Consider the following 12,848-nt stretch of genomic DNA (forward strand, 5'->3'; position numbering starts at 1 on the left):
AGTAAGTGCTGTTAATTAAATGGTAAATAGGTTTTTCTTAAATAGCTGAGAGAGCCTTAAATTGAGTAGAAATAAGTAAATTCGTAACTTAAAATTGCATTTTCTAATAACCGTTTTCTGGAAAATGTACAGCAAGAATTTATGCAAACACCCAAAAAAATCGCCATTGTTGGCTCAGGCCTGGTTGGATCTTTACTCGCTATTTTTCTTAGAAAAGCCGGCCATGAAGTTGAGGTATTTGACCGCAGAAAGGATATTAGAAATGTAGAATTTTCCGGTAGGTCAATAAATTTAGCCATGTCTAACCGCGGCTGGAAATCTTTAAGGGCTGCCGGCATAGAAGATGAAATTAAAAAACTGGCGCTTCCTTTAGATAAAAGGGCGATGCACGTTAACGATAAACCACTTTATTTTCAGAAATACGGAAAAGAGGAAGAAGCTATTTATTCTATTTCCCGTGGGGTTTTAAACCGAAAAATGATCACCCTGGCCGAAGATGCCGGGACCACTTTTAGGTTTGAAGAAAAAGTTTGGGATATAGATATGGCTGAAGCCAAATTGTATACCGGTGAGAGTGAAAAAGGGGAGTGGAAAGAATATAAATTTGATCTTATTTTTGGTGCCGATGGAGCTTTTTCCCGGGTTAGACATAAAATGCAAAGGCAAAGCAGGTTTAATTATTCGCAACATTTTATAAATGTTGGTTACAAAGAATTGAGCATTGCGCCCAACCCAGATGGAAGCCATAAGCTTGATAATGCCTCCTTTCATATTTGGCCTCGTGGGGAATTTATGCTTATTGCAATGCCTAATTTAGATGGTAGTTTTACCTGTACTTTATTTATGCCTTTTGAAGGCGAAAATTCTTTTGAAAGCATCAAGACCGAAACCGATGCCGAGCTATTTTTTCAGAAACATTTTCCAGATATTAACCAGGAGATTGAAAATTTAAAAAAGGATTTCTTTAAAAACCCAACCAGTAGTATGGTTACCATAAAATGTTATCCCTGGTCTTATTGGGAAAAAGTGACTTTGGTTGGAGATTCAGCGCACGCAATTGTACCATTTTATGGGCAGGGAATGAATGCGGGTTTTGAAGATATTCTGGTATTAAACCAAAAAATGAAAAAATACGGGAACGATTGGGAAAGTATTTTTGAAGAATACCAGAAAGCCCGAAAACCCAATACAGATGCCATTGCAGAACTTAGCTACCGTAATTTTATTGAAATGAGCAGCAAAACTGCAGATCCCGATTTTCTACTGCGGAAGAAGATTGAAAATTGGTTCTCTAACAAACATCCCAACACCTGGGTACCTTTGTATTCCCGGGTTACTTTTTCTGATAAACCTTATGCTGAAGCTTTAGCGATTGGCGATTATCAACGTAAAATTATGGACGAGGTGATGGAGATTTCAGGGATTGAAAATAAATGGGATTCTATTGAAGTTGAAAATAAAATTCTTAACCTACTGGATAACAAACCGGCTTTTTCATTCTAATTTTTCTTCAAAATCTGGTTCTATATTCAGGCTTTCATAAACACCTTCCATGGTTCTGTGATCTTCGGTTAAAACAACCAGCATATCATTGGCTTCAATAACCGTATTTCCGTTGGGAGTAATAAATTGATCGTCTCTGGAAATCATGGCGATTATCGCTTTCTTTGGAAATTGTAATTCTACAATTCTTTTGCCTACCGAATGGTTTTGTTCCGGAATATTAATTTCTCTTAAAAAAGATTTAGCACCATCGGCCATAAATGCATCTACCGGCGATTTTTGTTTGGCCTTCATTGGTAAAGCCACGTGCAGCCAGCGTGCCACCACAGATAATGTAGTTCCCTGGATTAATACCGAAGTTAAGGAGACAAAAAATACGATGTTAAAGATCATATCGGCCTTTTCAATTCCCGCAAGTAGCGGATAAGTGGCAAATACAATGGGTACAGCTCCTCTAAGCCCCACCCAGGAAATATACCAACGGCGGCGCATTTTCATTTTAAAGAATATTAGACTTAAAAAAACGCCCAGGGGTCTTGCTATAAATATTAAAAACACTGAAATAAAAATACCCACGCCTATAACCGGAACAATGTGCGACGGATAAACCAGCAATCCTAAAGTAAGGAATAGTACAATTTGCATTAACCACGCAAGCCCATCAAACATTCGCATGATGGTCTTTTTGTGAATAATGTTATGGTTTCCAAGGTAAACTCCGCTTAAGTAAACCGCTAAAAATCCGTTGCCACCAAGTGCATCAGTAGCAGAAAATACAATAAACATTAGCGCGATAGCGAGAACGGGATATAAACCTTCAAAATCTAATTTTATACGGTTAATTACCAATTTGCTTAGCTTTCCGAAGATAAATCCGAGCGCGGCACCAATTAAAATTTGCTGAAGAAAAAGCGGAATAATACTATAAATACTTTGATCCTGGTTCACCACCAAACCTAAAAAGGCAATGGTAAGAAAATAGGCCATAGGATCGTTACTACCACTTTCCAGCTCCAGAGTTGGCCTTAAATTAGATTTTAGCGCAAGATTTTTAGCCCTTAAAATTGAAAATACGGCGGCGGCATCTGTAGAAGAAACAATGGCGCCAAGCAATAAGCCTTCGTAAATGGTAAAATCTGTGATGTACCAAACAAAAACGCCAACACTTACCGCAGTAAATAAAACCCCTAGAATGGAAAGAGAAATTCCCTGCCACATGACCGGTTTTATAGTTTTCCAGCTGGTATCAAGTCCCCCGGAAAATAAAATAAAATTAAGGGCAACAATTCCTATAAATTGAGCGAGTTGTGGGTCGTTAAAATAAATTCCACCAATTCCCTCTGATCCTGAGAGGATTCCAACTGCAAGAAAAAGTACTAATGTAGGTACGCCAAAACGATAAGATGTTTTTCCCGCCAGGATACTAATAAATAACAACAGAGAGCCTATTAAGAGAATGTTTTCTATTGTTATGCTCATTGTTTATCTGTTGTTTTAATCAGTTTGTGTTATTTGAAATACATCAGGGAACCGAAGTTTTTTAGCCGAAAGGTTTCCTGGTTTTTCCTAAACTATTTCTGTGGTAAAAATACATATTCGGCCCTATTAAATAAAGCCGAATATATTTATTATTAAAAAGTGTTTAGAAAATTTAAAACGAAAATTAATGCGAATTATCTTTCAGGATTTCGGGAAATTTTTCTTTAAAGCGGTTTAATCTTGGAATAGAAACCTTTTGAATATAAGGATTGTTAGGATTATTCTTTTCGTAATTTTGATGATAATTTTCTGCTACCCAAAATTTTTGGAATGGTAAAATTTCAGCAGCAATGGGTTGCTCATAATCTTTTGCTACTTCATTTTTTACCTTGTTTATAATATCTTTTTGCTCCTTATTTTGATAAAAAATAATAGAACGGTACTGCGAACCAATATCGGGTCCCTGGCCGTTTACCTGCGTAGGATCTTGCGAACCAAAATAAACCTCTACTAAAGTTTCAAAATTTACCACTTCTGGATCGTAAATAACTTCTACAGCTTCAGCGTGACCGGTTTTACCTGTATTGCTGGATTCGTAAGTTGGGTTTTTTGTATGCCCTCCGGCATAACCGGAAACAGCTTCCTTCACGCCTTCAATACTTTCGTAAACTGCTTCAACACACCAAAAACATCCGCTGGCAAAATAGGCTTTTTCATATCCATTTTCTGCCGGTACTTCCACAGGATCGGCGTTAGCAATTTCGGGTTTGGTAACTGTTTTCTGCTGGGCGTTATTTCCGCAGGAAATTAATAGAAATATAAATGTAGGTAAGAAAAATCGTTTCATTAATTATTGTTTTTTATAAGTTCCTTCAAGTGTTTTTTTGCCATAAATTGCGTAATCTACCGCAAGTTCACCATCTATGTAAAAACCTTTCCAGTCCAATTCTATATTACCATTGTCGGCGGGACTTAAAACGGCAATAGGGGTATTGGTATCAAAATCTTTCCAGGGCAGATCTTTATTAGTGTTTTTGTTAGATGGCCTCACATAAAATATATTAACTGAATTCCCTGTTTTTGCATATCGGGCATTGATATACATTTCATTTTCAGCCAGGCATAATTCTGTATTATTATTCATATCTAATTCCAGACAGTAGCAACTACAATTTGCATCGCTTTCATCTACTTTTATATAAGTAGCGCCGGGATCAATTAATATAGAAGAAGATGCTTCGTTTTCGTTGTTATTAGTATCTGGCGCTTCTAAGGTTTCTTTTTCACTTTTATTATAATTTGAATTTGCTGAAGTAGAATTTTCAGTATTTACCTCTGAAGTGCTTTTGTTTTCAGTTTGTTCCGTTTTAAAATTAGGATCACTTTCCGGGTTTTTATCTTGGTTTTTACAGGATACTAACACTAAAATTAGGCAAAGTAGGCTTGCATAATATCTCATAATTAAGGGTTTTAGTTAGTAGAAATAAAGGTAGCTTTAAAATAGATTAAAAATGTGAAAAGCTTGTTAATCAATATAAAACCTCGAATTTTGGGTAATTTGAGAGGTGCAGCTTAATATAAAATTTTAATAGAATAATTTATTAAATGAATTTCAAATAAATTAACAAATTTTAATAGATTTACATAATAATCAGTTGCTTATAGCTGGAAATTTATAGAGACTGTTTAAAAAATGAATTACATAGGAAATATAGCATTAGCCAGCCTGTAACTTCTAAGATTTTTAAGTTAGAAAAGCAGTTCCAGCGAAAATTAACTGATTTAAAATAGAATAACTAATTAACACCAAAATCGAAATGAAAAAAATTACACAATCACTTTTAAGTATTTTATTACTTAGTGTTATCCTGCATTCCTGCAGTACAGATTCTGAAGAAAACCCGGCTGCCAATCAGGAATTAGAACAGGAATTAGCATTAGAAAATGACGGCGTTCTTAAGATCCAATCGGCTACCTATATTTTTAAGAAAACCGGTGAAACCGCCAAATTTATTAGCCAGGACAGGGATTTTAATTTCAAATTCGTAAATGAGTTATCATTTGAAGCCAGTCAAAACAAACACGCTGTAGAAGGACTTAAAATAACGAATCCTGAAACCGATGAGTATTTAATTTTTTCACATTTTGAAGAATTAAAAAACGGTTTCGTGAAATTTGATGCAGAATTAAGTACCGGGGAAGTGCTTAGATCATTAATGTACAAACCGGGTAACGCTAATGCTTCTTCAAACAAATGGCACGATGAACCGGTTATTGGTGTAACTACACCCGTTATTGGAGCTATGATAGAATTCTCCCAGGAAGAACAATTAAGGAATTGTAGAGCAGCTTTAGAAGTTTGCGCTAATACTAACGGAGTTCCTACAGTTGCTTTAACTAACGGTAAAGGTTGGTTTACATCAATTGAATCTTGCGCGATAGACTGTCACGATTAAAATAAATTCAGCTCAGTTCAGCAATTATTAACCATTAAAAAAGCCTCCAAATTGGAGGCTTTTTTTATTGTATTTATTTCTTTTCTGCTAATTAAACTTTAGCAAAAAGGTTTTGCATTTTTTCCTGCTCTTCTTTTGCAAGTTCTTCGTCTACCAGGATTCTACCACTATGCTCATCGGTAATAATCTTCTTTCTACCGGCAATTTCCATAATTACCTGTGGCGGAATGGTAAAGTAAGAACCTCCAGAAGCACCACGTTCTACGGGTACAATAGCAAGTCCGTTTTTAACGTTGCTTCTTATTCTTTTATAGGCATTTACTAAACGATCTTCAATATTCTTCTCGAATTCTGCAGATTTCTTGATTAGCGCCTGCTCTTCTTTTTCAGTTTCGGCAAGAATCTCGTTAAGTTCGCTTTTCTTGTGTTCAAGGTGTTTTTTCCTTTCTTCAAGACGCTCTTTAGTTTGCTCGATAACTTCTTTTTTCTGCTCAATTTGAGCGCGGTATTCTTTGATGTGTTTTTCGGCAAGTTCTATTTCCAGTTCCTGGAACTCAACCTCTTTGCTAAGCGCATTAAATTCACGGTTGTTACGCACGTTTTTTTGCTGCTCGGCATACTTTTTCATGGTCACTTTAGACTCATCAATAAGATTTTTCTTGCTCTTTATATCATTCTCAATTACCTCAATATCGGCATCCATTTTGTCCAAACGCTTGCTCAATCCGGCTACTTCATCCTCCAAATCTTCCACTTCCAGCGGAAGCTCACCGCGTACGTTCCTTATTTCGTCAATTCTGGAATCAACCAGTTGAAGGTCGTACAACGCTCTTAACTTGTCTTCTACAGTAACATCGTTCTTTTTTGCCATAGTTATATATACTTGATTGGATTGGTGTTTGTCTCTCCTAAAATAAGTGCAAAATTACTAATTTTTTTTGTAAGATAAGAATGTAATAAATCTTTTGTGTATTGCTCACTTTCGTAGTGTCCAATATCGGCTAAAATGAAGTCATTATCACCTTTATAAAAATCGTGATATTTTAAATCTGCGGTAAGGTAAATATCGGCTCCTGCAGCTTTTGCTTTACTTATAGCAAAACTTCCGCTACCGCCCAGAACTGCTACTTTTTTAATTGGTTTTCTGCGTAATTGAGAATGCTTTATACAGCCACAATTGAATTCGTTTTTTATGCGTTCTAAAAAGCTTTTTTCATTTTCAGGGGTTTCTAATTCCCCAATCATTCCCATTCCCAAATGCTGATTTTCGTTATCTAAAGCACTTACTTCATAAGCTACTTCTTCATATGGGTGAGCGCTAAAAAGTGCCTGAAGCAGCTTTTTCTCAATAATAGATGGATAAATAAGACTAATTTGTGTTTCTACTTCCAAATGAACTTCCCCGCGTTTTCCTATTACCGGATTGGCTTCTTCATTAGGCTTAAAACTGCCTTCTCCTTTTAAATTAAAGCTGCAATTATCATAATTTCCAATACTTCCTCCCCCAGCTTCAAAAAGCGCTTTTCTTACTGCTGAAGCCTGTTTATTGGGAACAAAAGTGGTAAGTTTTTTAATGCTGTCTTTCCGCGGAATTAAAATTTTCCGGTTTTTTAACCCCACTTTTTCGCAAATCATATCGTTCACACCCTTGTATTGATTGTCCAGTGCGGTGTGAATGGCATAAATAGCTATATCGTTCTTAATAGCCTTAATCACTGTTTTTTCTACGTAGTCTTTCCCGGTAAGCTTTTTCAAACCCGAAAAAATAATAGGATGAAAACTAATAATAAGGTTGCATTTTTTTTCAATAGCTTCATCTACCACTGTCTCCAAAGTGTCTAAAGTGATAAGCGCGCCGGTTACAGCAGCATTTTTATCGCCCACCAAAAGACCTACATTATCAAAATCTTCGGCGTACGCCGTTGGCGCAAATTCTTCAATTATATCAATAACTTCTTTTACAAGCATCTTGTTTTTTTGGTTTTTATAAACTTAGCAGGTTGCTTTTTATTAATTTCGTAGTAGTTAATTTCAGCCCAACTTCAAATATAATTATTATAGCCTGCCCTGTATGAAGATTTTACGAAAAATGCTACTTCCTTTTGCTTTGTTGTACGGATTTGTAACCTGGAGCAGAAATTTCTTTTATAACTCCGGAATTCTAAAATCTACATCTTATAAATTTCCAGTGATATGTGTGGGAAATCTTAATGCAGGAGGAACCGGAAAATCTCCAATGATAGAATATTTGCTGAAGCTTTTACTACCTGAATTTAAAGTAGCTACGTTAAGCCGGGGGTATAAACGTAGCAGCAAAGGTTATAGATTATTAAGCGGAACGGAAACTGCCACAAAAGTAGGGGATGAGCCCTTACAATTTAAAAGAAAGTTTAAAAATGCACTTATTGCGGTAGATGCCAACAGGCGGAATGGGATTGATAAACTTCAGCAGGAAAATGCCGAAATTATTTTACTGGACGATGCTTTTCAGCATAGAAAAGTACAGGCTGGACTCAATATTTTACTCACCGCTTACGGCGATCTCTATGTAAACGATTTTATGCTACCCACCGGATATTTACGCGAACCTACAGTAGGTGCAGAACGCGCAAAAATAGTAGTTGTTACAAAGTGCCCTCCAAATCTCACCACGGCCGAAATGGAATCGATTAGGGTTAAGCTTAAATTACAGAATTATCAGCAACTTTATTTTAGTTTTATTGATTACGATGAAGAAATTATTTCTGAAACTACAATAGCTCCCTTAAGCAGTTTAAAGGATAAAAATTTTACCCTCGTTACCGGAATAGCGAACCCTAAACCTCTCACAGATTACCTGGAAGCACAAGAACTTGATTTTAAACACCTGGCTTTTAACGACCATCATAATTTTACCAAAGCCGAAATAACCCGTTTACAAAAGGAACCATTGCTTTTAACCACCGAGAAAGATTATGTTAGACTACGCGAGAATTTTGAAAATGGGCAGCTATTTTATTTACCAGTAAAAACTGCATTTTTAAATAAAGAAGAAGTTTTTAAACAGGAAATTTTGAGTTTTGCACATAAAAAATGAGGTGAATTCACACCTCATTTTTATTTTGGCTAATTCAAACTATATATGTTTTTCTTTGATATATAATTCAATTAAGCCTGAATTTACAAAGCGCGTGCCAAAGGATTAAACGGCACTTTCCCTAATTGCTAATTGCCTGTTAATTTTTAGGAAGAATTCTTCTGTTTTATAAGGTTTCGGGATAATATCACTAAAGCCATTTAAGAAGAACTCATCAAGGTTTTCGTCTAAGGTTACTGCGGTTAAGGCAACGATAGGAATTTCAGTATTAAATTTCCTAATCTCTTTTGTAGCTTCAATCCCGCTAATTCCCGGCATATGAATGTCCATTAAAATAAGATCGTAGTCTTTTTCTTTTGTTTTTTCTATCGCGATAGTTCCATTATCTGCCACCTCACAAGTTACCCCTTGCTTTTCCAAGATCTTACGGGTAATCATTTGGTTAATCTTATTGTCTTCTACAATAAGTATGTTTTTTCCTTCTAATTTATCCTCTAAGGGTTCGGCTTCAATTCTTGGGCTGTTGTTAAGTTGGTTTTCAACCTCTTTAGCTTCAAATTTTAACTGAAAAGCAAAAGTAGACCCTTCTCCTAAATCGCTTTTTAAATCTATCTCACTCCCCAGTAAACTCAGTAAGTTTTTCACAATAGATAGGCCTAGACCTGTTCCTCCAAACTTGCGGTTAATTTGAGTAGAGCCCTGGGTGAAATTTTCAAAAATAGCTTTCTGTTTCTCCTTGCTTATGCCTTCCCCATTATCTTTTATTTCAAAATCCAGCAGCACAAAACTCCCTTCCCGACTGTTTTTAGAAACATTGATCCAAATATCACCGTCTTCAGTAAACTTTATGGAATTCCCGATAAGATTTATAAGAATCTGGGAAATTTTTAGCGGATCGCCTTTTAATTCCTGCGGAATAGAATCGTCGTAATTAAAATGGATTTTGGTATTTTTTTCATCAGCCGAATTCTTTAGAGCTACCAAAACATCCGAAATTCGTTTTTTAAGATCAAAAGAAGCTTCCATGATCTCCACTTTGTTCGCTTCTAATTTGTTTAGATCTAGTATATTATTGATAAGTGAAAGCAGGTATTCCCCAGAAAATTTTAGCGAATTAAGATGTTCTTTTTGATTTTCGGTAGGGCTTTCTTCTAACAATAAATGGGTAAGCCCCGTTACTGCATATAAAGGAGTTCTTAACTCGTGGGTAATTGTAGAGAGAAATTGCGCTTTAGCGAGGGAAGCTTTTTCAGCATTTTCCTTGGCTTTTGTAAGTTCGGCATTTTTCTTCTGCAGCAACTCGTTAGCGCGCGCTCTTAAATTATTATTCTTATATAGAGAAAGGGTTAAAAGTGATAAAATAGTGATAAGAGCCACACTTAAAATTGTGGTTAGCTTATTCACTTTTAAATTTCTTTCCTGTTCTGCGTTTTGAAGACTTAATTCATTTAGGCTACTTTGTAACGCATCTACACCGTATCTGGCATTAACCTGTTCGGCCAGTACTGCATTATTCATAGCGATTATAGAATCTTTGCGGGCAAAACTTTTTTGTAGAAAAACTAATGAAGATTCAAAGTCTCCGGTTTCTTCGTATAGCTTACTCATTAGTTTATTGGCAGACATAATCATCCCTCCAAAATTTTGAGCATAGGCAATCTCTAAAACACGTTTATTATTTTCTTTGGCTAATGCATAATTTTTTAATTCTAAATGAGCCCGGGCAGTATAATAATAGAGGCGAGAAAGTTCATATTTCTTATCGGTCTCTGAAAGTGTGGTCCTTGCCTGTTGAAGAAGATTTAATGCTTTTGCTGGTTCATTTTCCGTATTAAGGATTATGATGGCACGGTTTAAATTTACAATACCAAGGTATACTTCGTTATCGAGTTTTAGATAGATTTCTTCAGCAAGATTCAGGTAGCGATTGGCTCTTTCCTTATCTTTTTGTCCCATTAAAATCTTGGCAAAATTTACATAACTATATGCTAAACCATTTTGGTCTTCAATATCTCTTTGAATCGAAATTGCTCGTTGCAGCTCGGTAATGGCTTTATCAAAATCGTGCCTTAAGTAATAAAGTTTGGCGAGAATACTGCTGGAAAGTGCAATAGCACGTTTATCGTTAATAGATTTTGAAAGTTCCAGGGAAGAATTTAATTGCTCTATAGCATTATCAAAATCTAACATATTTACCGAAACTTCGGCATCGTTAAGTAATTGTTGAATTCTCTCGTTAGTTATTTGAGAATCTTCGGTTTCATCTTGCTGAATTGCATAAGCGAACGAGCACCAACATGCGAGAAGTAGTATAAGAGTAAAGTTCTTCATTCGGGAAATTCAGCTAAAAGCTTAATTGAGATAAATATAGTTATTTATCATTAACGATAGAAATTAAATCGATAAGACGACTGGAATACCCGATTTCATTATCATACCAACCAATTATCTTAATTAATTTCCCATCAATTACCGACGTCATTTGGGCATCAAAAATACAGGAATGCGGATTATTATTAATATCAATAGACACTATTGGATCTTCGGTATAACTAAGAATTCCCTTTAACGAACTTTCGGACGCTTTTTTGAAGATTTTATTGATTTCTTCAATATTGGTTTCTTTGCTTACATTTATTGTCATATCGGTTAAAGAACCATTTGGTACAGGAACTCTAATTCCGCAACCTCCAATAACATCACTAATATCAGGAAAAATGCCAGTTAAGGCTTTTGCTGCTCCCGTGGTTGTTGGGATTATAGATTGTGCTGCGGCACGGCTTCTTCTTAAGTCGCGATGAGGTTTATCGTGTAAACTTTGGTCTGAAGTATACGAATGTATCGTGGTAATATAAGCCTGTTGGACTTTAAAATTTTCGTGAATTAACTTCAACATTGGCGCTGCGTTATTCGTGGTGCAGCTGGCATTTGAAATTATTTTTTCAGTGCCGTCCAGGATATGTTCATTTACTCCTAAAACCACCATTTTAATTTCTTCGTCTTCTGGGGGAACCGATAAAATCACATTTTTCCCTCCGTTTTCAATATGATGCTGGAGATCTTTAACGGTTTTAAACTTTCCTGTAGATTCTACTACCGTATCAACCTTATATGCACTCCAATCTATGTCTTGTGGATGAGCATAATTTAAAAGTGGAATTGATTCCCCATTAACAATTATATTGTTTCCTTCTGAAGAAATTTCCGCAGGAGAAACACCGTGAATACTATCGTATTTTAATAAATGAGCAAGGGTTTTTGCATCGGCGAGGTCGTTTATTGCAACCACATTGATGCTTTTATTTTCGATTAAAAGTCTAAAAAGGCTGCGTCCAATACGGCCAAAACCGTTTATGGCAATATTGATGCTTTTATTCATTTATTTCAGAAAAAAACTTAGTCGATATGTTTGTGTGCTTTGTAAGAAGAGCGAACCAAGGCGCTACTTTCTACGTGGCGAAATCCAAGATCAAGACCAATAGCTTCGTATTTCTTAAACTGGTCTGGTGTAATAAATTGCTTTACCGGTAAATGTTTTTTGCTGGGCTGCAGGTACTGGCCTATAGTTACCACATCTACATCTACACTTCTAAGATCGTGCAGGGTTTGAATAACTTCATCTTCCTGTTCACCAAGACCAAGCATAATTCCAGATTTAGTTCTATTAACTCCCTGTTGCTTTAAATATCTAAGCACTTCAAGACTGCGATCGTATTTTGCCTGGATTCTCACTTCACGGGTTAACCTTTTTACGGTTTCCATGTTATGAGAAACAACTTCTGGCATTACTTCTACAATTCTATCTAAATTACGCTCATTTCCCTGGAAATCTGGGACAAGGGTTTCAAGTGTAGTTTCAGGATTCATTCGGCGAATTGCCTTTACGGTTTCGGCCCAAATAATAGAACCCATATCTTTAAGATCGTCGCGGTCTACACTGGTTACCACGGCGTGTTTAATACCCATAATTTTAATAGAGCGGGCTACTTTTTCTGGTTCGTCCCAATCTACTGTTTCAGGGCGGCCGGTTTTTACACCACAAAATCCGCAGGAACGGGTACAAACATTTCCTAAAATCATAAAAGTAGCGGTACCTTCACTCCAGCATTCCCCCATATTTGGGCAACTACCCGAAGTACAAATGGTGTGCAAATCGTATTTGTCTACCAGGCTGCGAAGTTCGGTGTATTTTTTTCCGGTTGGAAGTTTAACCCTTAACCATTTTGGTTTGGCTTTTGGCTTTTCTTTTACTGGGCTTATAGTGTCTGTACTCATAGCAAAAATCTAGGTTTCAAAGATACAATAATCTACCGAACTGCATAAATTAGAACGTT

11 protein-coding genes are annotated in these 12,848 nt (G+C 36.1%); 3 read left to right on the forward strand and 8 right to left on the reverse strand.

From position 1 onward, the window contains the following. The first annotated feature begins 141 nt into the window (after positions 1-141). Complete coding sequence (locus tag J0871_RS08925) at positions 142-1,503, forward strand: NAD(P)/FAD-dependent oxidoreductase (RefSeq protein WP_208224907.1); 1,362 nt, start codon at positions 142-144, stop codon at positions 1,501-1,503. Here the strand turns inward: J0871_RS08925 and J0871_RS08930 are convergent. From J0871_RS08930 to J0871_RS08940, 3 genes are all read right to left on the reverse strand, one after another. Further along, on the reverse strand, positions 1,495-2,982 hold the full coding sequence (locus J0871_RS08930) for a potassium/proton antiporter (protein ID WP_208224908.1): 1,488 nt from the start codon (positions 2,980-2,982) through the stop codon (positions 1,495-1,497). The two genes, J0871_RS08925 and J0871_RS08930, sit on opposite strands and share 9 nt — an antisense overlap. A gap of 184 nt (positions 2,983-3,166) precedes the next feature. After that, a complete protein-coding gene (gene msrA / locus J0871_RS08935; RefSeq protein WP_208224909.1) occupies positions 3,167-3,829 on the reverse strand; it encodes a peptide-methionine (S)-S-oxide reductase MsrA in 663 nt (220 codons plus the stop codon). A 3-nt stretch (positions 3,830-3,832) separates the two neighbouring features. Continuing rightward, entirely contained in the window at positions 3,833-4,441 is a 609-nt protein-coding gene (locus tag J0871_RS08940; RefSeq protein WP_208224910.1) for a hypothetical protein, read from the reverse strand. A gap of 358 nt (positions 4,442-4,799) precedes the next feature. Between J0871_RS08940 and J0871_RS08945 the strand changes: the two genes are divergently transcribed. Then, on the forward strand, positions 4,800-5,438 hold the full coding sequence (locus J0871_RS08945; protein ID WP_208224911.1) for a hypothetical protein: 639 nt from the start codon (positions 4,800-4,802) through the stop codon (positions 5,436-5,438). Between the two features lie 91 nt (positions 5,439-5,529). Here the strand turns inward: J0871_RS08945 and J0871_RS08950 are convergent, their stop codons facing one another. Beyond that, on the reverse strand, positions 5,530-6,309 hold the full coding sequence (locus J0871_RS08950) for a C4-type zinc ribbon domain-containing protein (RefSeq protein WP_208224912.1): 780 nt from the start codon (positions 6,307-6,309) through the stop codon (positions 5,530-5,532). Positions 6,310-6,311: 2 nt separating this feature from the next. Then, on the reverse strand, positions 6,312-7,406 hold the full coding sequence (locus tag J0871_RS08955; RefSeq protein WP_208224913.1) for a Nif3-like dinuclear metal center hexameric protein: 1,095 nt from the start codon (positions 7,404-7,406) through the stop codon (positions 6,312-6,314). 103 nt (positions 7,407-7,509) lie between these two features. Here J0871_RS08955 and lpxK point away from each other — a divergent pair, with 103 nt between their 5' ends. Further along, complete coding sequence (gene lpxK, locus J0871_RS08960; protein ID WP_208224914.1) at positions 7,510-8,514, forward strand: tetraacyldisaccharide 4'-kinase; 1,005 nt, start codon at positions 7,510-7,512, stop codon at positions 8,512-8,514. 105 nt (positions 8,515-8,619) lie between these two features. On the opposite strand, the gene J0871_RS08965 is transcribed toward lpxK, so the two are convergent. Genes J0871_RS08965 through lipA form a run of 3 tightly spaced genes read right to left on the reverse strand, consistent with a single transcriptional unit; the run spans position 8,620 to position 12,789 of the window. Then, positions 8,620-10,845: a response regulator gene (locus J0871_RS08965; protein ID WP_208224915.1), complete on the reverse strand. Its 2,226-nt coding sequence runs from the start codon at positions 10,843-10,845 to the stop codon at positions 8,620-8,622. 40 nt (positions 10,846-10,885) lie between these two features. Continuing rightward, positions 10,886-11,893, reverse strand: coding sequence for a type I glyceraldehyde-3-phosphate dehydrogenase (gene gap, locus J0871_RS08970; RefSeq protein ID WP_208224916.1), 1,008 nt, complete (start codon positions 11,891-11,893; stop codon positions 10,886-10,888). A 17-nt stretch (positions 11,894-11,910) separates the two neighbouring features. Further along, positions 11,911-12,789 carry a lipoyl synthase gene (lipA, locus tag J0871_RS08975; protein WP_075326218.1) on the reverse strand — a complete coding sequence of 293 codons (879 nt, stop codon included), beginning with the start codon at positions 12,787-12,789 and terminating at the stop codon, positions 11,911-11,913. Positions 12,790-12,848 lie beyond the last annotated feature (59 nt).

It is taken from the genome of Salegentibacter sp. BDJ18, assembly GCF_017579965.1.
Lineage (GTDB): Bacteria > Bacteroidota > Bacteroidia > Flavobacteriales > Flavobacteriaceae > Salegentibacter.

Bases quoted from the DNA above. Each gene is read 5' to 3' on its own strand.
- J0871_RS08925 (WP_208224907.1), top strand. From the start codon at position 142: ATGCAAACACCCAAAAAAATCGCCATTGTTGGCTCAGGCCTGGTTGGA.
- J0871_RS08965 (WP_208224915.1), bottom strand. From the start codon at position 10,845: ATGAAGAACTTTACTCTTATACTACTTCTCGCATGTTGGTGCTCGTTC.
- msrA (WP_208224909.1), bottom strand. From the start codon at position 3,829: ATGAAACGATTTTTCTTACCTACATTTATATTTCTATTAATTTCCTGC.
- J0871_RS08955 (WP_208224913.1), bottom strand. From the start codon at position 7,406: ATGCTTGTAAAAGAAGTTATTGATATAATTGAAGAATTTGCGCCAACG.
- J0871_RS08940 (WP_208224910.1), bottom strand. From the start codon at position 4,441: ATGAGATATTATGCAAGCCTACTTTGCCTAATTTTAGTGTTAGTATCC.
- gap (WP_208224916.1), bottom strand. From the start codon at position 11,893: ATGAATAAAAGCATCAATATTGCCATAAACGGTTTTGGCCGTATTGGA.
- J0871_RS08930 (WP_208224908.1), bottom strand. From the start codon at position 2,982: ATGAGCATAACAATAGAAAACATTCTCTTAATAGGCTCTCTGTTGTTA.
- J0871_RS08950 (WP_208224912.1), bottom strand. From the start codon at position 6,309: ATGGCAAAAAAGAACGATGTTACTGTAGAAGACAAGTTAAGAGCGTTG.
- J0871_RS08945 (WP_208224911.1), top strand. From the start codon at position 4,800: ATGAAAAAAATTACACAATCACTTTTAAGTATTTTATTACTTAGTGTT.
- lipA (WP_075326218.1), bottom strand. From the start codon at position 12,789: ATGAGTACAGACACTATAAGCCCAGTAAAAGAAAAGCCAAAAGCCAAA.
- lpxK (WP_208224914.1), top strand. From the start codon at position 7,510: ATGAAGATTTTACGAAAAATGCTACTTCCTTTTGCTTTGTTGTACGGA.